General features: G+C 72.8%; 19 protein-coding genes. 15 read left to right on the top strand and 4 right to left on the bottom strand.

Annotated elements, in window-relative coordinates; all coding sequences use genetic code 11:
• Positions 1-115 precede the first annotated feature (115 nt).
• The gene (locus AB0D08_RS08650) at positions 116-904 is read right to left on the bottom strand and encodes a peptidylprolyl isomerase (RefSeq protein ID WP_033823023.1); all 789 of its coding nucleotides are present in this window, start codon (positions 902-904) and stop codon (positions 116-118) included.
• A 249-nt stretch (positions 905-1,153) separates the two neighbouring features.
• Here AB0D08_RS08650 and AB0D08_RS08645 point away from each other — a divergent pair, with 249 nt between their 5' ends.
• The 4 genes from AB0D08_RS08645 to AB0D08_RS08630 all read left to right on the top strand — a co-directional run bounded on the left by AB0D08_RS08645 (position 1,154) and on the right by AB0D08_RS08630 (position 5,539).
• A complete protein-coding gene (locus tag AB0D08_RS08645) occupies positions 1,154-1,861 on the top strand; it encodes an MBL fold metallo-hydrolase (protein ID WP_033823022.1) in 708 nt (235 codons plus the stop codon).
• A gap of 11 nt (positions 1,862-1,872) precedes the next feature.
• Positions 1,873-3,135 (top strand): histidine--tRNA ligase, encoded by a 1,263-nt coding sequence (gene hisS, locus AB0D08_RS08640; protein WP_359887126.1) that lies wholly within the window; start codon positions 1,873-1,875, stop codon positions 3,133-3,135.
• Positions 3,132-4,919 (top strand): aspartate--tRNA ligase, encoded by a 1,788-nt coding sequence (gene aspS, locus AB0D08_RS08635; RefSeq protein WP_033823020.1) that lies wholly within the window; start codon positions 3,132-3,134, stop codon positions 4,917-4,919. Before hisS ends, aspS begins: the two co-directional genes overlap by 4 nt.
• A gap of 113 nt (positions 4,920-5,032) precedes the next feature.
• Positions 5,033-5,539: an N-acetyltransferase gene (locus AB0D08_RS08630; protein ID WP_033823019.1), complete on the top strand. Its 507-nt coding sequence runs from the start codon at positions 5,033-5,035 to the stop codon at positions 5,537-5,539.
• Here AB0D08_RS08630 and AB0D08_RS08625 read toward each other — a convergent pair.
• Positions 5,512-6,549, bottom strand: a complete 1,038-nt coding sequence (locus AB0D08_RS08625; protein WP_359887122.1) for a LysR family transcriptional regulator — start codon at positions 6,547-6,549, stop codon at positions 5,512-5,514. The two genes, AB0D08_RS08630 and AB0D08_RS08625, sit on opposite strands and share 28 nt — an antisense overlap.
• A gap of 242 nt (positions 6,550-6,791) precedes the next feature.
• Here AB0D08_RS08625 and ppk2 point away from each other — a divergent pair, with 242 nt between their 5' ends.
• A complete protein-coding gene (gene ppk2, locus AB0D08_RS08620; protein WP_359887119.1) occupies positions 6,792-7,601 on the top strand; it encodes a polyphosphate kinase 2 in 810 nt (269 codons plus the stop codon).
• A 9-nt stretch (positions 7,602-7,610) separates the two neighbouring features.
• Here the strand turns inward: ppk2 and AB0D08_RS08615 are convergent, their stop codons facing one another.
• Complete coding sequence (locus AB0D08_RS08615) at positions 7,611-8,111, bottom strand: VOC family protein (protein WP_033823017.1); 501 nt, start codon at positions 8,109-8,111, stop codon at positions 7,611-7,613.
• 94 nt (positions 8,112-8,205) lie between these two features.
• Between AB0D08_RS08615 and AB0D08_RS08610 the strand changes: the two genes are divergently transcribed.
• Together AB0D08_RS08610 and rpsD are read left to right on the top strand one after the other, a co-directional pair.
• Positions 8,206-9,555 carry a replication-associated recombination protein A gene (locus tag AB0D08_RS08610; protein WP_033823016.1) on the top strand — a complete coding sequence of 450 codons (1,350 nt, stop codon included), beginning with the start codon at positions 8,206-8,208 and terminating at the stop codon, positions 9,553-9,555.
• 320 nt (positions 9,556-9,875) lie between these two features.
• A complete protein-coding gene (rpsD, locus tag AB0D08_RS08605; protein ID WP_033823015.1) occupies positions 9,876-10,490 on the top strand; it encodes a 30S ribosomal protein S4 in 615 nt (204 codons plus the stop codon).
• A gap of 107 nt (positions 10,491-10,597) precedes the next feature.
• On the opposite strand, the gene AB0D08_RS08600 is transcribed toward rpsD, so the two are convergent.
• Positions 10,598-12,712, bottom strand: coding sequence for a regulator (locus AB0D08_RS08600; RefSeq protein WP_359887115.1), 2,115 nt, complete (start codon positions 12,710-12,712; stop codon positions 10,598-10,600).
• Positions 12,713-12,997: 285 nt separating this feature from the next.
• Between AB0D08_RS08600 and AB0D08_RS08595 the strand changes: the two genes are divergently transcribed.
• The 8 genes from AB0D08_RS08595 to AB0D08_RS08560 all read left to right on the top strand — a co-directional run bounded on the left by AB0D08_RS08595 (position 12,998) and on the right by AB0D08_RS08560 (position 22,005).
• Positions 12,998-13,477, top strand: coding sequence for a DUF948 domain-containing protein (locus AB0D08_RS08595; RefSeq protein ID WP_033823014.1), 480 nt, complete (start codon positions 12,998-13,000; stop codon positions 13,475-13,477).
• Between the two features lie 2 nt (positions 13,478-13,479).
• Positions 13,480-13,902: a DUF6167 family protein gene (locus AB0D08_RS08590; RefSeq protein WP_055731255.1), complete on the top strand. Its 423-nt coding sequence runs from the start codon at positions 13,480-13,482 to the stop codon at positions 13,900-13,902.
• Positions 13,902-16,571 (top strand): alanine--tRNA ligase, encoded by a 2,670-nt coding sequence (gene alaS, locus AB0D08_RS08585; RefSeq protein WP_359887111.1) that lies wholly within the window; start codon positions 13,902-13,904, stop codon positions 16,569-16,571. Before AB0D08_RS08590 ends, alaS begins: the two co-directional genes overlap by 1 nt.
• The gene (gene ruvX / locus AB0D08_RS08580; RefSeq protein WP_359887108.1) at positions 16,571-17,053 is read left to right on the top strand and encodes a Holliday junction resolvase RuvX; all 483 of its coding nucleotides are present in this window, start codon (positions 16,571-16,573) and stop codon (positions 17,051-17,053) included. Before alaS ends, ruvX begins: the two co-directional genes overlap by 1 nt.
• An 86-nt stretch (positions 17,054-17,139) precedes the next feature.
• On the top strand, positions 17,140-18,327 hold the full coding sequence (gene mltG / locus AB0D08_RS08575; RefSeq protein ID WP_359887105.1) for an endolytic transglycosylase MltG: 1,188 nt from the start codon (positions 17,140-17,142) through the stop codon (positions 18,325-18,327).
• Between the two features lie 126 nt (positions 18,328-18,453).
• Positions 18,454-20,244, top strand: a complete 1,791-nt coding sequence (gene mltG, locus AB0D08_RS08570) for an endolytic transglycosylase MltG (protein ID WP_359887103.1) — start codon at positions 18,454-18,456, stop codon at positions 20,242-20,244.
• Entirely contained in the window at positions 20,241-21,059 is an 819-nt protein-coding gene (locus tag AB0D08_RS08565; protein WP_359887101.1) for an ATP-binding cassette domain-containing protein, read from the top strand. Before mltG (AB0D08_RS08570) ends, AB0D08_RS08565 begins: the two co-directional genes overlap by 4 nt.
• 103 nt (positions 21,060-21,162) lie before the next feature.
• Positions 21,163-22,005, top strand: a complete 843-nt coding sequence (locus AB0D08_RS08560; RefSeq protein WP_359887098.1) for a shikimate dehydrogenase — start codon at positions 21,163-21,165, stop codon at positions 22,003-22,005.
• The last annotated feature ends 180 nt before the right edge of the window (positions 22,006-22,185 follow it).

The following is a 22,185-nucleotide window of genomic DNA, read 5'->3' as shown; positions in this document are numbered from 1 at the left end:
CAGGGCACCCTATACAACAGCAACATAGGCGACCAGCGCCGGTGCTGTCCGCATCCGGGCCGGGCGATTTCCGCCGGCGCCGCGGCCCGCTCGGGGACCGCGGCGCCGATGCCGGTCAGCCCTTGGCGACCGTCACCTTGTCGAGGACCACGCCGGCGGTCGGGGCGCCGTCGCCGCCACCGCCCTGGACCCCGCCGGCGGCGATGTTCTGGAGCACGTCCAGACCGCCGGTGATCTTGCCGAAGGGGGTGTAGCTCGGCGGCAGCTGGGTGTCCTTGTAGACCAGGAAGAACTGGCTGCCGTTGGTGCCCGGGCCCGCGTTGGCCATCGCCAGGGTGCCGGCCGGGTAGGTGGCGCCGGTCAGGTTCTCGTCCGCGAACTGGTAGCCCGGGCCGCCGGAACCGGTGCCGGTCGGGTCACCGCACTGGAGCACGTAGATGCCCTCCGTGGTGAGCCGGTGGCACTTGACGTGGTCGAAGTACTGCTCGCCGGCGAGGAAGGCGAAGGAGTTCACCGTGTGCGGCGCCTTGGCCGGGTCCAGTGACACCGTCACCGTGCCGCAGCTGGTCTGCAGGGTCCCCGTGTAGGCGGACTTGCCGTCGACCGTCATGGCCGGCTCGGTCTTCCACTGCTTGCCGTTCGGCTGGCCCGCGGCCGGCGGGTTGCAGCCCTTGACCTGGGTGACCGGGGCGGTCGGGGCGGCCTGCGGGGTCTTGGACTTGTCGGCGGAGTCGAACACGCCGCCCGCCCACGCACCGCCGGCGGCGACCACCACGACCGCGAGCGCACCGCCGATGATCGCGTTCCGCTGCTTCCGGCGCTTGTGCGCCTGGGCCCGGCGCGCCATCTGGCGCTCGTACTTCTCGCGGGCGAGCTGTCGCCGTCGCTGTTCGTTGCTGGCCACCGGCCGTGTCTCCTACGTATGCGCTGGACGTCTGGGGGAAAAGTGCCGATGCGGATCATCGCATCCGTTGGCGGCCAAGTGTAAGGAGTCTGTGCGTAAGTTCGAGGTCAAACGCGATGTGCACGGGACACGATCGACCCGCGGGGGCACGTGGTAACGGGTTCGCCCGCGGTGGTGTCCCGCCGGTAGGCTCTGGTGCGACCAGGCGGTGAGACCCGAGCGCCCGCCCCCGACCGTAGAGGACTCGCGTTGTTCGTCGCCGGATTTCCAGCCGGGGCCTGGGGCACCAACTGCTACCTGGTAGCGCCGGCCGCCGGTGAGGAGTGCGTGATCGTCGACCCCGGTCACGAGGCCACCCGGGGCGTCGAGGACCTGATCCGCGAGCACCGGCTGAAGCCGGTCGCGGTGGTCCTCACCCACGGACACATCGACCACATCGCCTCGGTGATGCCGATCTGCGGCGCCCGCGGCGTGCCCGCCTGGATCCACCCCGAGGACCGCTACATGATGGCCGACCCGGAGCGGGCGCTCGGCCGCTCGCTCGGGCAGCAGCTGATGGGCAGCCTCACCGTCGGCGAGCCGGACGACGTCCGCGAGCTGGCGGACGGCAGCCTGCTGGAGCTGGCCGGACTGCAGCTCACCGTCGACCACGCGCCCGGCCATACCAAGGGGTCGGTGACCTTCCGGACGCCCGCATCGGACGAGATCCCGCCGGTGCTCTTCTCGGGCGACCTGCTGTTCGCCGGCTCCATCGGGCGTACCGACCTCCCGGGCGGGGACAGCGCGGCGATCATGCGTTCGCTGGCCCGGGTGTGCCTGCCCCTCGACGACGCGACCGTGGTCCTCTCCGGCCACGGCTCCCAGACCACCATCGGCCGTGAGCGCGCCACCAACCCCTACCTCCAGCAGGCGGCAGGAGCGCTCGATGCTCCGGCCTTCCCGCGACGAGGAATGTGACGGAAGAGAAGTTGAGCACCTTCAGCGCCCCCAAGGGCACCTACGACCTGCTGCCGCCGAGCTCCGCGACCTTCCTGGCGATCCGCGAGCGGCTCTCCGGCCCCGCGCGCCGGGCCGGCTACGGCTACATCGAGACGCCGGTCTTCGAGGACGTCAAGCTCTTCTCCCGCGGCGTCGGTGAGTCCACCGACATCGTCACCAAGGAGATGTACAACCTCACCACCAAGGGCGGCGACGAGCTGGCGCTGCGCCCCGAGGGCACCGCCTCGGTGGTCCGCGCCGCCCTCCAGGCCAACCTGCACAAGCAGGGCAACCTGCCGGTCAAGCTCTGGTACTCCGGCTCCTTCTACCGCTACGAGCGGGCCCAGAAGGGCCGCTACCGCCAGTTCGCCCAGGTCGGCGCCGAGGCGATCGGCGCCGAGGACCCCGCGCTGGACGCCGAGCTGATCATCCTGGCCGACGACGCCTTCCGCTCGCTGGGCCTGCGCGACTACTCGCTGCTGCTCAACAGCCTCGGCGACCGGCAGTGCCGGCCGGTCTACCGGGCCGCCCTGGTCGAGTTCCTGGCCGGCCTCGACCTCGACGAGGACACCCGCCGCCGCGCGGAGATCAACCCGCTGCGGGTCCTCGACGACAAGCGCGAGTCCGTCCAGGCCCAGCTCACCGACGCGCCCCGGCTGCGGGACTTCCTCTGCGAGGACTGCAAGGCGTACGACGAGCAGGTCCGCGAGCTGCTGACCGCCGCAGGCGTCGCCTTCGTCGACGACCCGAAGCTGGTCCGCGGCCTGGACTACTACACCCGGACCACCTTCGAGTTCGTGCACAACGGCCTCGGCGCCCAGTCCGCGATCGGCGGCGGCGGCCGCTACGACGGCCTGTCCGAGATGCTCGGCGGCCCGGCGCTGCCGTCGGTCGGCTGGGGCCTCGGGGTGGACCGCACCTTCCTCGCGATGGAGGCCGAGGGCATCGTCCTCGACCTGCCCGCCGCCACCTCCGTCTACGCCGTCGCGCTCGGCGAGACGGCCAAGAACGTCCTGTTCGCCAAGGTGGTGGAGCTGCGCCGGGCCGGCGTCGCCACCGACCTGGCGTTCGGCGTCAAGGGCATCAAGAACGCCATGAAGTCCGCCGACCGCTCCGGCGCCCGCTACGCCCTCGTGGCCGGCGACCGGGACCTCGCCGAAGGCGTCGTCCAGCTCAAGGACATGTCCACCGGCGAGCAGACGCCCGTCGCCCTCGAAGCACTCGTCACCACCCTGAAGGAGAAGCAGCTGTGATCCGCACGCACGACGCGGGCACGCTCCGCGCGGAGCACGCCGGCACCACCGTCATCCTGGCCGGCTGGGTCGCCCGCCGCCGTGACCACGGCGGAGTCGCGTTCATCGACCTCCGCGACGCCTCCGGCACCGTGCAGATCGTGGCCCGCGACCTGGAGGCCATCGGCAGCCTGCGCGCCGAGTACTGCGTCAAGGTCACCGGCGAGGTCCGGGTCCGCCCGGAGGGCAACGAGAACCCGGACATCGCGACCGGCGCGATCGAGGTCGTGGTGAACGAGCTGGAGGTGCTCTCCGAGGCCGCCCCGGTGCCGTTCCCGGTCGCCGAGTACGAGCCCGGCACGGTCAACGAGGAGGTGCGCCTGCGCTACCGCTACCTGGACCTCCGCCGTGAGGGCCCGGCCCGCGCGCTGCGCCTGCGCTCCAAGGTCAACCACATCATCCGCACGGTGATGGAGGAGAACGACTACCTCGACATCGAGACGCCGTACCTCACCCGCTCCACCCCCGAGGGCGCCCGCGACTTCCTCGTCCCGGTCCGCCTGCAGCCCGGCCACTGGTACGCCCTGCCGCAGTCGCCCCAGCTGTTCAAGCAGCTGCTGATGGTGGCCGGCATGGAGCGCTACTACCAGATCGCCCGCTGCTTCCGCGACGAGGACTTCCGCGCGGACCGGCAGCCGGAGTTCACCCAGCTCGACATCGAGGCGTCCTTCGTCGACCAGGAGGACATCCTGGCCCTCGGCGAGAAGATCGTCGGTGCCATCTGGCGCGAGGTGCACGGGTACGAGATCCCGAACCCGCTGCCCCGGATGACCTACGCGGACGCGATGAACCGCTACGGCTCCGACAAGCCGGACGTCCGCTTCGGCCAGGAACTCACCGACCTGACCGAGTACTTCCAGGGCACCGAGTTCCGGGTCTTCCAGGCCCCGTACGTCGGCGCGGTCGTCATGCCCGGCGGCGCCTCCCAGCCGCGCAAGCAGCTGGACGCCTGGCAGGACTGGGCCAAGGCGCGCGGCGCCCGCGGCCTCGCCTACGTGCTGGTCGACGCCGAGACCGGCGAGCTGCGCGGCCCGGTCGCCAAGAACCTCTCCGAGGAGCACCTGGCGGGCCTGGCCGCCGCGGCCGGCGCCAAGCCGGGCGACGCGGTGTTCTTCGCCGCCGGCAAGAAGACCGCCTCGCAGGAGCTGCTCGGCGCGGCCCGCCTGGAGATCGGCCGCCGCTGCGAGCTGATCGACGAGTCGGCCTGGGCCTTCCTGTGGGTCGTCGACTTCCCGATGTTCGAGCCGATCGAGGACGACAAGGGCGCCTTCCAGGGCTGGCACGCGGTGCACCACCCGTTCACCGCGCCGACCGCCGAGTCGCTGGCGACCTTCGACACCGACCCGGGCACGGCCCTGTCCAACGCCTACGACCTGGTGCTCAACGGCTCCGAGCTGGGCGGCGGCTCGATCCGTATCCACCAGCGGGACGTCCAGAAGCGGGCCTTCGACGCGATCGGCCTGTCCGAGGAGGAGGCGCAGTCGCAGTTCGGCTTCCTGCTGGACGCCTTCAACTACGGCCCGCCGCCGCACGGCGGTGTCGCCTTCGGCCTGGACCGCATCGTCACCCTGCTGGGCGGGTACGACACCATCCGTGACGTGATCGCCTTCCCGAAGACCAGCACCGGCGGTGACCCGCTCACCGGCGCGCCGACCCCGATCACCCCGGCCCAGCGCCGCGAGGCGGGCGTCGACGCCAAGCCGAAGGGCACGGACGCCGCCGCGGCGTCCGAGGTCAAGGCCTGACACCCGGTCAGTAACACCATGCTCACGGCCCCGGCCGGTGCGATCCGCCTCAGGGTAGGCTCGCCCCGCCCGGGGCCGGTGCACAACGGCGTGCCACAGCAGAGGGGTCGAGGATGACCATCCGAACCAGAGTCGAGAACCCGGCGGACGCCCCCGCCACCAGACGTGTCCACATGGCGGCCTTCCCCGGCCCCGAGGAGGCCGACCTGGTGGACGCGCTCCGCCGGGACTCCGCCTGGATACCGGCTCTCTCGCTGGTCGCGGTCGACGACCGGGACCTCATCGTCGGGCACGTCCTGCTCACCAGGCTCCGGGTCGGCGACGGCGACGGCCTGTCCATGGCGCCGGTCGCGGTCGCCCCCGAGTGGCAGCGCAAGGGCGTCGGCGCCGCCTTGGTCCGGGCCGCGCTGGCGGCCGCCGAGACCGCGGGGGAGCGGCTGGTGGTGGTGCTCGGTGACCCGGACTACTACGGCCGCTTCGGCTTCGAGCCGGCCTCCCGGCACCGGATCAGCGGCCCGTTCGAGGCACCCGACGCGTACTTCCAGGCGCTGCCGCTGCCCGGGTACGACGGCGGCCCGCACGGCGTGTGCCGCTACCCGGCGCCGTTCGCCGAGGTCTGACCGGCCGGGGCGGGCGCCGGGCCCGGGGCCGGAGCAGGCGCGGCGGGCGCCGTCGCGCCGCCGGGGCGCCGCTGGGCGGGCACGGTGTCCAGCGGCGACGGTCCGGGGCAGGCCGGCCCGATCCGCACGGTCTCCCGGCAGCTGCGCACGAACGCGGCCATCGCGGGCGTGAGCGGCCGGTCCAGCGGCCAGTACAGGCCGACCCGGCTGGCGCTGACCCCGCGCAGCGGCCGGTAGACCACGCCGGGCCGGGAGGCCAGCCGGCTCATCGTCACGGGCGCGAAGCCGATGCCCTGCCCGCAGGCGATCGCGGTCAGCCACTCGTCCGCGTTGTGCGCGACCGCGCCGATCCGGACCGGGTGGCCGCCGCGCTCCTCGACGGCCAGCCAGTAGTCCCGCCAGAACCCGGCCTCCCGCGGGATCGCGACGAAGTCCTCGTCCAGCAGCTCCGCCAGGTCCACCACCTCGCGGTCGGCCAGCCGGTGGCCGGCCGGCAGCACCGCGCAGCGCTCCTCCACACCGAGCTCGGCGCAGTTGTACGCGGCCGCGATGGCGGCGGGCGCGTGCCACAGCGCCAGGTCGATCTCGCCGGAGGCCAGCCCCGAGGTCGGGTCGAACCAGTTGTTCTGCCGCATCCGGACCTGCCAGCCGGGCATCCGGCGGCCGAAGTCCTCGACCGTGGCCAGGCCGACCGCGTTGATGGTGCTGCCCTCGAACCCGACCCGCAGGGTGCCCTGCGCCTCGACGGCGGCCCGGCGGGTGGCCCGCAGCGCGTCCTCCCAGCCGGTCAGCAGCGCGGGCACCCGGTCCGCCAGCACCCGGCCCGCGGCGGTCGGGGTCATGCCCTCCCGGGAGCGCTGGAACAGTCGTACCCCGAGCTGGGTCTCCAGCTGGCGGATCTGCTTGGTCAGGGTCGGTTGGCTCACGAACAGGCGGGCGGCCGCCCCGGTCAGCTGGCCCTCCTCGCAGACCGCGGCGAAGGAGCGCAGCAGGCGGGTGTCGATGTCCATGCCGCAAGGTTATGGAAGCGGTAATTTGCCGTAACGGCGGGGTCCGGGGGACAGTTGATCACTCGTCGGGCGGGCCCGGCCCCGGCAGCACAGGGGAGTGCCGGAACCGGGCCCGCCCGGCCTGCCGTACTCGCCGCGCACCCCGCTGCCGCCCACCCGCGCCGACCCGCGCCGACCTGCGCCGGACGGCGAAGCCCCGTAGCGTGAGTGACCGTCAGCCGCACGTGCGAACGGAGGGCCCGGTGGCGGGGAAGCGCAGGGATCGACTGCCGAGGAAGCTGTACGAGGCGGAGCTGCTGCGCCTGCAGTACGAGCTGGTGAAGCTCCAGGAGTGGGTGCGCGCCGAGGGCGTGCGGCTGGTGGTCGTCTTCGAGGGCCGGGACGCGGCCGGCAAGGGCGGCGCGATCAAGCGGGTGACCGAGTACCTCAACCCCCGCATCGCCCGGGTCGCGGCACTTCCGGCGCCGACCGAGCGCCAGCGCGGCCAGTGGTACTTCCAGCGCTACGTGGAGCAGCTGCCCGCGGCCGGGGAGATCGTGCTGTTCGACCGCAGCTGGTACAACCGGGCCGGGGTGGAGAAGGTGATGGGCTTCTGCACCGCGGAGGAACACCAGCAGTTCCTGCGCCAGTGCCCGACCTTCGAGCGGATGCTGATCGAGGCCGGGATCCTGCTGCGCAAGTACTGGTTCTCGGTCAGCGACGTGGAGCAGGAGCGGCGGTTCCGGGACCGGATGGCGGACCCGATGCGGCAGTGGAAGCTCTCCCCGATGGACATCGAGTCGATCAGCCGCTGGGAGGACTACTCCCGGGCCAAGGACGAGATGTTCGTGCACACCGACGTCCCGGAGTCGCCCTGGTACGTGGTGGAGAGCGACGACAAGCGGCGGTCCCGGATCAACATGATCTCCCACCTGCTCTCCTCGGTGCCCTACCGGGAGGTCCGCCGCCCCGAGGTCGAACTCCCGCCCCGCCCGGCCTCCCACGGCTACCGCCGCCCGCCGCGCGATCTGCAGACCTACGTCCCGGACCACGGGGCGGCACTGGAGGCCTGAGGGCCCGCGTCAGGTGGCCGAGCCGGCTGCGGCTCCGGTGGGGCGGTCGGGGCCCCAGCGGTCGATGGCGGCGGGGAGGTCGAGCGGGCCCGGGCGGGCGTCGGAGTCGGCGGCCGGCCAGTCCTCGCGGGGGACGCGCCACATCAGCTCGAACTCGTTGCCGTCCGGGTCCTTGGCGTAGAAGGACTTGGACACCAGGTGGTCGGTGGAGCCGACCAGGGCGCCGCGCTCGGCCAGCCGCCGCCCGAGCTCGGCCAGCTCGCCGAGGGTGCCGACCTCCCAGGCCAGGTGGTACAGGCCGACCCTGCCCTGCTCGGGGCCGGGTGCGTCCGCGCCGATCGCGAACAGGCCGAGGTCGTGGTCGTTGCTGCTGCCGGCGGCGCTCAGGAAGGCGGCCCGCCCCGGCATCAGGTGGTCGAGCTGGAAGCCCAGGACCTCGCGGTAGAAGGCGACCGAGCGGTCGACGTCGCGGATCCAGAGCACTGCGTGGTTGAGTCGGCGTACGGACATGGCGCCACCCTACGCCCCCCTGGTTCAAATTCGAACTACGGGGGTCCCGCCAGCGGGCGCCCGGGCTGTCGGAGCTCTCGCATACCCTTCAGAGGTGGAAGAACCGGACCTCTTCACCGCCGCCGCCGAGGCACGCCAGGCCGCCGAGCCCGGCCGCGCGCCGCTGGCCGTACGGATGCGCCCGCGCACCCTGGACGAGGTGGCCGGTCAGCGCCGGCTGCTCAAGGACGGCTCGCCGCTGCGGCGGCTGGTCTCCGGTGCCAAGGGGCCCGCGGCGACCAGTTCGGTGATCCTCTGGGGGCCGCCCGGCACCGGCAAGACCACCCTCGCCCACGTGATCAGCCAGGCCGTCGAGGGCCGGTTCGTCGAGCTGTCCGCGATCACCGCCGGGGTCAAGGAGGTCCGGGCGGTGATCGACGGCGCCCGCCGGGCCGTCGGCATGTCCGGCCGCGAGACGGTCCTCTTCCTGGACGAGATCCACCGCTTCTCCAAGGCCCAGCAGGACTCCCTGCTGCCCGCGGTGGAGAACCGCTGGGTCACCCTGATCGCCGCCACCACCGAGAACCCGTACTTCTCGGTGATCTCCCCGCTGATGTCCCGGTCGCTGCTGCTCACCCTGGAGTCGCTCACCGACGACGACGTACGGGCCCTGCTGCGCCGCGCGGTGGCCGACGAGCGGGGCCTGGCCGGCAGCGTCGAGCTGACCGCCGAGGCCGAGGACCACCTGGTCCGGCTGGCCGGCGGGGACGCCCGGCGGGCGCTCACCACCCTGGAGGCCGCGGCCGGCGCCGCCCTGGACAAGGGCGAGGCCGAGCTCACCCTGGCCACCACCGAGACCGCCGTCGACCAGGCCGCGGTGCGCTACGACAAGGACGGCGACCAGCACTACGACGTGGCCAGCGCGCTGATCAAGTCGATCCGCGGCAGTGACGTGGACGCCACCCTGCACTACCTGGCCCGCATGATCGAGGCCGGTGAGGACCCCCGGTTCATCGCCCGGCGGCTGATGATCTCCGCCAGCGAGGACGTCGGCCTGGCCGACCCGACGGCGCTGCCGACGGCGGTCGCGGCCGCCCAGGCCGTGGCGCTGATCGGCTTCCCCGAGGCCCGGATCATCCTGTCCCAGGCGGCCATCGCGCTGGCGCTGGCCCCCAAGTCCAACGCCGCCTACCTGGCGATCGACGCGGCCCTCGCCGACGTCCGCCAGGGCCTGGCCGGCGCGGTGCCGCCGCACCTGCGGGACGCGCACTACGGCGGCGCGGGCAAGCTCGGCCACGGCCAGGGCTACCAGTACCCGCACGACCTGCCGGAGGGCATCGCCGCGCAGCAGTACGCGCCGGACCCGGTGCACGGCAAGGAGTACTACCGGCCGACCCGGCGCGGCGGGGAGGCCCGCTACGCCGACATCGCGGAGTGGACCAGGGCGCGGCTCAAGGGCGACTGATCGCACGGTAGACTGTCCCGAAGTGCCATGTCCCGGGCACGGCGGCGGATGCGAATCCGACCGACCGGCCGCACCAGCGGGGCACCGGCCCGTGGCCACTCCTCCGGGAGCGGCCCTTGGAGCGTCGCGCACCGGCTTTCGGTGTCGCGGGCAGCCCACCACCTCCGTGGTCGGTGGGCCTCTCGTGTGCATGCACAGATGTGCCCGGCTCCGGAGAGCGGCTGATCACCCCTCGCGGGTGGTTTTTCTCCGGGTCGCGAGGAGCGACCTCCGTCAACACCTGGTGAAGCCGTATTCGTGAAGCAAGGAAGGTTTGGTTCATGGCGAACCAGAAGCGTCCCAAGGTCAAGATCGCTCGTGCCCTTGGCATCCCGCTGACCCCGAAGTCCGTCAAGTACTTCGAGGCCCGCCCGTACCCGCCCGGCCAGCACGGCCGTGGCCGCAAGCAGAACTCTGACTACAAGGTCCGTCTGACCGAGAAGCAGCGTCTGCGCGCGCAGTACGACCTGAGCGAGAAGCAGATGGCGCGGGCGTTCGACCGTGCCAAGAAGGTCGAGGGCAAGACCGGTGAGGCGCTGATCGCCGAGCTGGAGACCCGTCTCGACGCCCTGGTCCTGCGTTCGGGCATCGCCCGCACCATCTACCAGGCCCGTCAGATGGTCGTGCACGGCCACATCGAGGTCAACGGCAGCAAGGTCAACAAGCCGTCGTTCCAGATGAAGCCGGGCTTTGTCGTGACCGTCAAGGACAAGTCCAAGGAGAAGACCCCCTTCCAGGTGGCTCGCGAGGGCGGCAACGCCGGCGAGGGCCAGACCCCGAAGTACCTCGAGGTCAACCTGAAGGCCCTGGCCTTCCGCCTGGACCGCCAGCCGCAGCGCCGCGAGATCCCCGTGATCTGCGACGAGCAGCTGGTCGTCGAGTACTACTCGCGCTGACCCGCGAGCACGTACCCCACCGAGCCCCGCAGCCTGCCGGCTGCGGGGCTCGGCCCGTTCCGGGCGCCGGGCCCCCGGAAGGCCGGGGCCCCGGGACGGCGGGGAGCTCAGAACGCCGGTACCGGTGACGGCCGCACCGGCCGCGGCCCGGGCAGGCCCTCCGGCCCCGGCCGGCCGCCGCGGCCCAGCGCGCGGGAGACCGCAGCGTCCAGGTCCAGCTGCCCGCCGAGGCGGAACGCCTCGTGGAACTCCTGCTCGGTCAGCCCGTCCCGGGCCCGCCGCTCGCACTCCAGGTGCGGCCCGTTGAACGACCGCGAACCGAAGAACGGCTTGCCCACCGCCTGCCAGATCCGGTGCGCCGCGCCCTGCAGCACCCGGGCCTCCACCAGGTCCCCGTCCGGGGCCTCGGTCTCCAGCAGCGCCAGCACGTCCATCGCCAGCACGATCCCCAGCAGGTCCCGGAACAGGTGGTTCAGCCGTACGCACTCCCGGGCGTGGGCCCGCGCCAGCCGCACCTCGCCCGACGACCAGCGGGCGTAGGCCAGCGCGTACAGACCGTAGGCGTACGCCCACTGCTCACCGTGCTGCTCGGCGATCTCCCGGACCTCCGAGATCCAGCGCTCGCCCTGCTCGGCGTCGCCCAGGAACAGGTACGCGATGCCCAGCTCGAACATCGCCATCAGGACGTTGCTGTTCAGCTCGCCGATGGTCTTGTAGTGCCACAGCGCCTCCTCGAACAGTTCCGCCGCCCGCTGCGGCTCGTCCCCGATCAACGCCGCACAGCCCTGCCGGTGGACGGCGTACGCCAGCGCCCGGTCGTCGCCGGTGGCCAGCGCCTGCTCGCGGCACTCCTCCAGGGCCGGCCGGGCCCGCGCCAGGTCGCCCTGCAGGGTGGCCATGTAGCCGGTCACCCAGAGCGCCTTGGCCCGGGCCTCGGTCGGTGCGGGGGCCAGCGCCAGCGCCCGGTCCAGCCAGTGCCGTCCCTCGCCGAGGTGCCCGGAGCCGACCCAGTAGAACCACAGCGTCCCGGCCAGCACCAGGGCCAGCTGCTCCTCGCCGGGCTCGGAGAGCGAGAACTCCAGCGCGGCCCGCAGGTTCGGGTGGGCCAGCCGGGTCCGCTCGGCGGTCTCCGCCTGCCGCGGGCCGAACCACTCCACCTCGCCCCAGGACGCCACCCCCAGGTACCAGTCCCGGTGCCGGCGCAGCAGCCGGTGCCGGTCGCCGCCGGCCCGCAGCCACCGGGCGCCGTACTCGCGCAGGGTGTCCAGCAGCCGGAACCGGACCTGCTGCGGGCCCTCCTCGCGGAGCAGGACCGACTTGCCGACCAGCTCCCCGAGCAGGTCGAGCACCTCGTCCGGGTCGATCCCCTCGCCGCCGCAGACGTACTCGGCGGCGTCCAGGTCGAACGTCCCGGCGAACACCGACAGCCTGGCCCAGAGCAAACGTTCCTTCATGGTGCACAGTTCGTGGCTCCAGCCGATCGTGGTGCGCAGCGTCTGGTGCCGCGCCGGAGCCGTCCGGGAACCGCCGGTGAGCAGCCGGAACCGGTCGTCCAGCCGGAGGGTGATCTGTGCCACCGACAGCGCCCGCAGCCGCCCCGCCGCCAGCTCCACGGCCAGCGGAATGCCGTCCAGGCGGCGGCAGAGCACGGCCACCTCGGCGCGGTTGCGCTCGGTCAGCTCGAAACCGGGGAGCACCGCGGCGGCCCGGTCGGCGAACAGCGTGAGCGCGTCCGGCGTGCCGCCGCCCGGCGGCGGGTCGACCGGCAGCGGGGCCAGCGGCAGCAGGTGCTCGCCGTCCGTCCCCAGCGACTGCCGGCTGGTGGCCAGCACCCGCAGGCCCGGAGCCGCCCGCAGCAGGGTGTCGACCAGCTCCGCGCACGGGCCCACCAGGTGCTCGCAGCCGTCCAGCACCAGCAGCAGCCGCTGCTCGCGCACCTGCTCGACCAGGACCTCGTACGGTGGGCGGGCGGTGGAGTCGGTCAGCCCGAGCGCCTCGAGCACCGCGTGGCCGAGCAGCAGCGGGTCCTGGACGGCGCTCACCTCGGCGTACCGGACTCCGTCCGGGAACAGGCCGGTCAGCTCGGCCAGCCGGGCGGCCCCGCGCATCGCGAACCGGGTCTTGCCGACCCCGCCGGGCCCGGTGACGGTCACCAGCCGGGCCGGGCCCATCAACGCGGTCAGGGCGGCCAGCTCGCCGCGGCGGCCGACGAAGCTGGTCACGTCGGCGAGCAGCCGGCCCGCCGGCGTACCGCCCCGCGCTGGCGTCGGCCCACTCGACAACTGCCGCCCCCCGTCCGGCCTGGCCGGACACCGGCCGGCCACCCTGGCGGCCCGCGACGCGCGGGCCCACCCGGCCCAACGAGGCGGCCCGTACGAGGTCACGCCCGCCGTCCGCGCGACCGGCCGGGCGACCAGGCGATATCCGGTCGGGTGAAGGGGTCCGGCCGCGATAGGGTTCACCTTTGAGGAAGATCTGCAGACGTGGCGAGGCGAGGGAGCGCACCGGTGTCCGTGGGAGAGCTGGCCGGCCTGCTGGTGGCCGTGTTCTGGGCGGTCCTGGTCACACTGCTCGCGGTCGTCCTGGTACGGCTGTCGCGGGTGCTCAAGGAGGCCACCGTACTGGTGTCGGCCGTCACCGAGCAGGCCGTGCCGCTGCTGGTCGACGCGGGCACCGCGGTGCGCAGCGCCAACGAGCAGCTGGAGCGGGTGGACGAGATCACCGCCAACGTGCAGGACGCCGCCGCCAACGCCAACGCGCTCTCCTCCACCGTCGCGGCCACCATCGGCGGCCCGCTGGTCAAGGTCGCTGCCTTCAGCTACGGCGTCCGAAAGGCCGTCAGCCGCCAGCAGGGCACCGTCACCGTCCCGCCGCAGTCGGCCGAGCGGGAGGCGCTGGCCAGCCTGATCCGGGCCGAGGTGCGCGCGGCCACCGCGCCGCGCGGCGGCGGACTGATCTCCCGTGTCCGGCGAGCCGTGAGGGGCTGACGATGGTTCGACGGATCTTCTGGATGGCGGTCGGCGCGGGCGCCACCGTCTGGGCCATGAACAAGGCCAACGAGGCCGTGCACCGGCTCACCCCTGACAGCCTGTCGGGCACCGCGGCGCGCGGCGCCCTGCACCTGGGCGACGCCGCCAAGCGGTTCGCGCGGGACGTGCGGGCCGGCATGGCCGAGCGCGAGGAGCAGCTGCGCGGCGACCTCGGCCTGGACGGCACCGCGGTCCTCGAGCCGCCGCGCCGGCGAGCGCCCCTGCGCGGCGAGCCGACGTACCGAGCTATCCCGGCGGCCCCGGGTTCCCCGGGCGCCGCCCTGCCCCCGCCTCGCACCATCCGCACCATCCCCCAAGCCATTGATTCGCCCTCCCGCCGGCTCGACGAGCTGCCGGGAAGCCCCAACCGGAAGGACCACTGATGGAGTCGGCAGAGATCCGCCGCCGCTGGCTGCGCTTCTTCGAGGAGCGCGGCCACACCGTCGTTCCGTCGGCGTCCCTGGTCGCCGACGACCCCACCCTGCTGCTGGTCAACGCCGGCATGGTGCCGTTCAAGCCGTACTTCCTCGGTGAGGTGAAGCCGCAGTTCTCGCGGGCCACCTCGGTGCAGAAGTGCGTACGCACGCTGGACATCGAAGAGGTCGGCAAGACCACCCGGCACGGGTCGTTCTTCCAGATGTGCGGCAACTTCTCCTTCGGTGACTACTTCAAGGAAGGAGCCATCAAGTTCGCCTGGGACCTGCTCACCACGCCCGTCGCGGACGGTGGCTACGGCCTGGAGAAGGAGAAGCTCTGGATCACCGTCTACCAGGACGACGACGAGGCCGAGCTGATCTGGCGGGACGTCATCGGCGTGCCGTCCGAGCGCATCCAGCGCCTCGGCATGAAGGACAACTTCTGGTCGATGGGCGTCCCCGGCCCGTGCGGCCCGTGCTCGGAGATCAACTACGACCGCGGCCCCGCGTACGGCGAGGAGGGCGGCCCGGCCGTCAACGGCGAGCGCTACCTGGAGATCTGGAACCTGGTCTTCATGCAGTACGAGCGCGGCCACGGTGACGGCAAGGACGGTTTCGAGATCCTCGGCGACCTGCCGAGCAAGAACATCGACACCGGTCTCGGCCTCGAGCGCCTCGCCGCGATCCTCCAGGACGTCGACAACCTCTTCGAGATCGACACCAGCCGGATGATCCTCGACCGGGCGGCCGAGCTGACCGGCCACACCTACGGCGCCGACCACAAGTCGGACGTCTCGCTGCGCGTGGTCACCGACCACTTCCGCACCGCGCTGATGCTGGTCGGCGACGGCGTCACCCCCGGCAACGAGGGCCGCGGCTACGTGCTGCGCCGCATCCTGCGCCGCGCGATCCGCAACATGCGGCTGCTGGGCGCCACCGGGCCGGTGGCCAAGGAGCTCATCGACATCTCGATCAAGGCGATGGCCCCGCAGTACCCGGAGCTGGAGGCCGACCGCAAGCGGATCGAGACGGTCGTGGTCTCCGAGGAGAACGCCTTCCTGCAGACCCTGAAGTCCGGCACCAGCCTGCTGGACGCGGCCATCACCGAGACCAAGCAGTCCGGTGGCGCGGTGCTCTCCGGCGACCAGGCGTTCAAGCTGCACGACACCTACGGCTTCCCGATCGACCTGACCCTGGAGATGGCCGAGGAGCAGGGCCTCCAGGTCGACGAGACGGGCTTCCGCCGCCTGATGCAGGCGCAGCGGGACGCCGCCAAGGCGGACGCCAAGAAGAAGAAGATGGGCCACGCCGACGTCGCCGCGTACCGCGAGGTCGCCGACAAGTCCGGCGCGTCCGTCTTCACCGGCTACAGCGCCACCGAGGGCGAGGCCACCGTCGTCGGTCTGCTGGTGAACGGCGTCCCGGCGCCGGCCGCCACCGAGGGCGACGAGGTCGAGATCATCCTCGACCGCACCCCCTTCTACGCCGAGGGCGGCGGCCAGCTCGCCGACCACGGCCGGATCCGGCTGGAGTCCGGCGCGGTCGTCGAGATCCGTGACGTCCAGCAGCCGGTGCCGGGTGTGATCGTGCACTCCGGCGGGGTGCTGTTCGGCGAGGTGGTGCTCGGCGCGTCCGCGTACGCCACCATCGACACCGACCGCCGCCGGGCCGTCTCGCGGGCCCACTCGGCCACCCACCTGACCCACCAGGCGCTGCGTGACGCGCTCGGCCCGACGGCCGCCCAGGCCGGTTCGGAGAACGCCCCGGGCCGCTTCCGCTTCGACTTCGGTTCGCCCGCCGCCGTGCCCAGCAGTGTGCTGACCGACGTCGAGCAGAAGATCAACGAGGTGCTGGTCCGCGAACTCGACGTCACCGCCGAGGTCATGACGATGGATCAGGCCCGCAAGGCCGGCGCCATCGCGATGTTCGGCGAGAAGTACGGCGACTCGGTCCGGGTGGTCACCATCGGCGACTTCTCCAAGGAGCTGTGCGGTGGCACGCACGTCGGCAACACCGCCCAGCTGGGCCTGGTGAAGCTGCTCGGCGAGTCCTCGATCGGTTCCGGCGTGCGCCGGGTCGAGGCGCTGGTCGGCGTCGACGCGTACAAGTTCCTGGCCCGCGAGCACACCGTGGTCTCCCAGCTCACCGAGCTGGTCAAGGGCCGCCCGGAGGAGCTGCCGGAGAAGATCTCGGGCATGCTCGCCAAGCTCAAGGACGCCGAGAAGGAGATCGAGCGCTTCCGCGCGGAGAAGGTGCTGGCCGCCGCCGCGGGTCTGGCCGACGCGGCCGAGGACGTCCGGGGCGTCGCGCTGGTCGCCGCCCGGGTCGCCGACGGCGCCGGTGCGGACGAGCTGCGCAAGCTGGTGCTGGACGTCCGGGCCCGGCTGGGTTCGCGTCCGGCCGTGGTCGCGGCCTTCACCGTGGCGAACGGCCGTCCGCTGACCGTCATCGCCACCAACGAGGACGCCCGCGCCCGCGGCGTCAAGGCCGGTGAGCTGGTCCGCACCGCCGCCAAGACGCTCGGTGGCGGCGGTGGCGGCAAGGACGACGTCGCCCAGGGCGGCGGCACCGACCCGGCCGCCGTGGACGCGGCGATCGCCGCCGTCCGCGGCCTGGTGGCGGAGCGCACCGCCTGATGGAGGAGTTGCCGGAGAAGGTCTTCCGCCGGGGCCGCCGGATCGCCGTCGACGTGGGCGACGCCCGGATCGGGGTCGCCTCCTGCGACCCCGACGGGCTGATCGCCACGCCGGTGGAGACGGTCCCCGCGGGGGGCCGCTCCCAGGCCCGCCTCAAGGAGATCGCCGAGGAGTACGACGCGATCGAGGTGGTGGTGGGTCTGCCCCGCTCGATGAGCGGCAAGGAGGGCCCGGCCGCGGCCAAGGTCCGGGCGTACGCCGGCCGGCTGGCCGGGCTGCTCGCGCCGGTGCCGGTGCGGCTGGTGGACGAGCGGATGACCACGGTCACCGCCAGCCAGGGCCTGCGGGCCTCCGGACGGAGCAGCAAGAAGGGCCGCTCGGTGATCGACCAGGCGGCGGCCGTGGTGATCCTGCAGAGCGCCCTTGAGACCGAACGGGTGAGCGGTCGGGCGCCCGGTGAGAGCGTCGAGCCGGTCAGCTGATCACTCTGGCCTAGCGTGCGGTGAGGGGCCCGTGCGGACGTGAGTCCGTACGGGCCCCGGCCGTTCCCGCCGACCAGAGGGCAGCCGTGTCCGATCCGTTCATCGCACCAGGTCTGACGCCCGGACTCAGCCCCGGCCACCTCGGTGCGCCGGTCCTCGAGCCGGAGCCCCGCGCCCTGCTCGGCGGCGGCGAGCAGCCGCCTCCGCCGGACCCGCGCCGGCGGCACACCGGGCTGGCCTGCCTGCTGACCGCCGTCGCGCTGCTGGCGGTGGTGGCCGTGGTGATGGCGACCGTCTACGTGATGTGGCCCAAGGGCCGGCCGCCGGCCGCCGACTACACGGGCAACGGCAGCGGCACGGTCCAGGTGTCGGTGAGCCAGGGCGCCTCGCTGACCCAGATCGGGCAGACCCTGGTCAAGAACGACGTGGTGGCCAGCGCCCGGGCCTTCACCGAGGCCGCCGCCAAGAGCCCGGCCGGGAACCGGATCCAGCCCGGCACGTACACCCTGCACCACCGGATGTCCGCGGCCGCGGCGCTGAACGTCCTGCTGGACCCGGGCAACGCCAATGCGCTGACCATCCCCGAGGGCCGCCGGACCACCCAGATCTACGCGGCGGTGGACTCCCGGCTGAACCTGCCGGCCGGCACCACCGAGTCGATCGCCAAGCAGCGTGCGGGCGAACTGGGCCTGCCGCCCGACGCGCACGGCAACCCCGAGGGCTACCTCTACCCGTCGACGTACCCGATCACCGGGGACACCACGCCGCTCGGGCTGCTCCAGGAGATGGTGAAGGAGGCCGGGAAGGCCGCCGAGGCCAACGGTGTGGTCGGGGTCGAGGGCCAGTCCGCGTACCAGATGATGATCGTCGCGAGCCTGGCCGAGGCGGAGGCGGACAATCCCGACGACATGGCCAAGGTGGCCCGGGTCATCTACAACCGGCTGGCCAAGGGGATGCCGCTGCAGCTGGACTCCACCATCAACTACGCGCTGGGCCGCTCCACCCTCACCACCACGGCCACCGACACCAAACTGGACTCGCCCTACAACACCTACCTGCACAAGGGCCTGCCGCCCGGTCCGATCGGCAACCCCGGCCGGGACGGCCTGCACGCGGCCACCCACCCCGCGGAGGGGGACTGGATCTTCTTCGTCACCGTCAGCCCCGGGGACACCAGGTTCACCGACAGCCCCGAGCAGCACCAGAAGAACGTCGACGAGTTCAACGCCTACCGCGCCGAGCACCCCGCCTCACCTGCACCGGCCTCACCGTGAGGACCTGCGGGACCGGCCGGGACCCTCCCTGCGGTACGGTAACGTCTCCCATCGGGCGTGTCCCTAGCACGCCGGTTCGAGACGTCTGCGGTCCGCCACGGGCGCAGGAACGCGTTAAGGGGATCGATGACTGATCTGGGTGGGGGCTACCGCCCCCAGGGCGACCAGCCGTGGTACCCGGGGTCCCCGGGTACAGGCGGACAGCAGCCCCGGCCCGGCGGGCAGCCGGACGCCTGGCAGCAGCAGAACCCGCAGGGCGTTCCGTTCGGCCAGCAGCAGGGGTACCCGCAGCAGCAGGGCTATCCCCAGCAGCAGGGGTACCCGCAGGGCGGCTACCCGCAGCAGCAGGGATATCCGCAGCAGCAGCAGCAGCAGCAGCAGGGCTGGCCCCAGCAGGGCGGCCAGGGCGGCCAGTACGGGCAGCAGCAGGGGCAGCAGGGCTACCAGCAGCCGCAGTACGGCCAGCCGCAGCCCGGGTCCGGCTACCAGCAGCAGCCGTACCAGCAGCAGATCCCGCAGCAGCAGCAACAGCAGCAACAGCCGCAGCAGCCCGTCCAGCAGCAACCGCAGCAGGTGCGGCAGCAGCAGCCGCCGCGGCAGGCGCGGCCGCCGCAGCCGTCCGGCCCCGGTCCCGACGGCATCGACTGGGAGGCCGAGGCCGCCGCGCTGGACGGCCCGCAGGCCGAACCGGAGTTCGACGACTGGGCCGACCCCGCCGCCGAGGACGAGTACCTCGACGAGCCGGGCGAGCAGGCCCCCGACGAGGACGAGTCCTTCTTCGGCGGCGCCGAGCAGGACACCTCCCGGGACGCCGAGCGCAAGCGCAAGGAGAAGGGCAAGAAGGCCGGCCGCCGCAACCGCGGCGCCTGCCTGGTGGTCGCCCTGGTGCTGATGGGCGGCGTCGTCGGCGCCGGCTGGTGGGGCTACGGCTTCTACCAGAGCCACTTCGGCCCGCCGCCGGACTACCAGGGCGACGGCGCCGGCTCGGTCACCATCGAGATCAAGCCGGGCAGCGGCGTCGCGATGGGACAGACGCTCCGGGAGGCCGACGTGGTCAAGAGCGTCGAGGCCTTCACCGCCGCGTTCCAGAAGAACCCGAAGGCGAACACCATCCAGCCGGGCTTCTTCACCATGAAGCACCAGATGTCCGGCGAGGCCGCGGTGAAGTACCTGGTCGACTCGGCCGGCGGCAACGTGCTGGTGATTCCCGAGGGCCTGCCCTCCGGCGACATCTACGCCGCGATCGACCGCAAGCTCAAGGTCGAGAAGGGCACCACGGCCAACGCCGCCAAGGCGCAGGTGGCCAACCTCGGCCTGCCGGCGTACGCCCAGGGCAACATCGAGGGCTTCCTCTACCCCACCCGCTACTCGATCGCCGACGGCATGAAGCCCGAGGACGTGCTGAAGCAGATGGTGACCAACGCCGTCCAGCACTACCAGGACCTCAAGCTCGACGAGAACGCGCAGAAGATCGGCCTGAAGAACGCCTACGAGGTGATCACCGAGGCCAGCATCCTGCAGCGCGAGGGCAACAACGACGCGGACTTCGGCAAGATGGCCCGGGTCATCTACAACCGGCTCAACACCAACGCCACGCAGCACAAGCTCGGCATGGACACCACGCTCCAGTACTCGCTCGGCCGCACCGCGCTGACCGAGAAGGAGATCAACGACGGGTCCAACAAGTTCAACACCTTCGTCAACCCCGGCCTGCCGCCGACCCCGATCTCCAACCCGGGCGACGAGGCGATCAAGGCCGTGCTGAACCCGACGCCGGGCGACTGGGTCTTCTTCATCGCGATGTCCAGTACCGAGACCCGCTTCGCGACGACCGGTGCCGAGCACGCCAAGAACGTGGAGGAGTACTGCAAGGCGCAGGGCAAGGGCTTCGACAAGCAGGGCAACTACTGCAAGTGACCGAGCCGACCGGAGATCCGCAGCCGCTGCTCCAGGCGCAGCAGGTGGACGTCGTCCGCGACGGCCGGTACCTGCTGCGCCAGGTCTCGCTGACGGTGCGGCCGGGCGAGCACTGGGCCGTGCTGGGGGCCAACGGCGCCGGCAAGACCACGCTGCTCGCCCTGCTCGGCGCCCTCTCCCACCCCACCCGGGGGCAGGTGCGGGTGCTGGGCCGGCAGCTCGGCCGGGTGGACCTGCGGGAGCTGCGCTCCTACCTCGGGCACGTCAATCCGCGGCACCCGCTGCGCTCGCCGCTGACCGTCCGCCAGGTGGTGCTCACCGGCATCACCAACAGCGTGGAGCTGTACCCGCGGTGGCAGCCCACTGACGACCAGGCCGCGCACGCCGAGTCGCTGATCGCCACCCTGGGGATCGGCCACCGCGCCGAGGCGCCGTGGACCACGCTCTCGCAGGGCGAGCGCGGCCGGGCGCTGATCGCCCGCGCGCTGATGCCCGCACCCCGTCTGCTGCTGCTCGACGAACCGGCCACCGGTCTCGACCTGACCGCCCGCGAGCAGCTCCTGGACAGCCTGGACGACCTGCGGCTGCGCCACCCGGAGCTGGCCAGCGTGCTGGTCACCCACCACTTGGAGGAGCTGCCCGTCAGCACCACCCATGCGCTGCTGCTGCGCGACGGCGAGTCGGTGGCGGCCGGGCCGGTCGACGAGGTGCTGACCACCGAGCTGGTCAGCGCGTGCTTCCGGCACCCGATCCGGATCACCCGCAGTGACGGCCGCTGGGCCGCCCGGGCCGCCGCCAAGTCCCCCGCCCGCTGATCCCGCCGGCGCCGGGGTCCGGCACCCCGACCGGTCCCGGTCCCGGCCGCCGGTGCGGCGGCACTAGGGTGGCGGTCATCCAGAGGGAAAGGTGACCAGCTCCGTGACGACGCACCACCGGGCCGCCGTACTCGGCTCGCCCATCGCGCACTCGCTCTCCCCGGTGCTGCACCGGGCGGGGTACGCGGCGCTGGGCCTGGCCGATGGCTGGCACTACGACCGCTTCGAGCTGGACGAGGCCGCGCTGCCCGCGTTCGTGGCCGGGCTGGGCCCGGAGTGGGCCGGGCTGTCGCTGACCATGCCGTTGAAGCGGGCGGTCATCCCGCTGCTGGACGAGGTGAGTGCGACGGCGCTGCGCGTCGACGCGGTGAACACCGTGGTGTTCGGCCCGGACCGGCGTCTGCACGGTCACAACACCGACATCCCCGGCCTGGTGAACGCCCTGGCCGAGCGCGGCATCGACCAGGTCGGGTCGGCGGCGGTGCTGGGCGCGGGGGCCACCGCCTCCTCCGCGCTGGCGGCGCTGGCCCGGATCTGCGACGGCCCGGTGACGGCGTACGTCCGCAGCCCCGAGCGGGCGGCCGAGATGCGGGCGCTCGGCGAGCGGCTCGGGCTCGACCTGCGGACCGCCGACTGGGCGCGGGCCGCCGAGGCACTGGAGACCCCGCTGACCATCTCGACCACGCCGGCCGGGGCCACCGACCAGGTGGCGGCGGCCGTCCCGGCGCGGCCGGGCGCCCTGTTCGACGTGCTGTACCACCCGTGGCCGACCCCGCTGGCGGCGGCCTGCGCGCAGCGCGGGGCCACCGTGCTGGGCGGTCTCGACCTGCTGGTGCACCAGGCGGTGCTGCAGTTCGAACTGTTCACCAAGGTGGCGGCGGGCCCGCTGGCCGCGATGCGGGCGGCCGGCGAGGCCGAGCTGGCCCTACCCGGGTCGTACCGCTGATCCCGCAGGTCAGCAGGGGTGTCGACGGTCGAGGAGCGGACGTGCGGTGTCCGGAACCCGGACCGTGCGCCCGGTCGGCCGCCGGACGTGAAAAGATCGGAGACGGACGGCGGGCCCGGTACCTCGGGGCCGCCCAAGACGCCCGGCCCGGCCCGCAGCTGCGGTCCGGGCCGCTGACGA

It is taken from the genome of Kitasatospora sp. NPDC048540, assembly GCF_040651175.1.
Lineage (GTDB): Bacteria > Actinomycetota > Actinomycetes > Streptomycetales > Streptomycetaceae > Kitasatospora.
The sequence above is the reverse complement of the archived record's forward strand: the minus strand, read 5'-3'. Positions and strand labels throughout refer to the sequence as shown.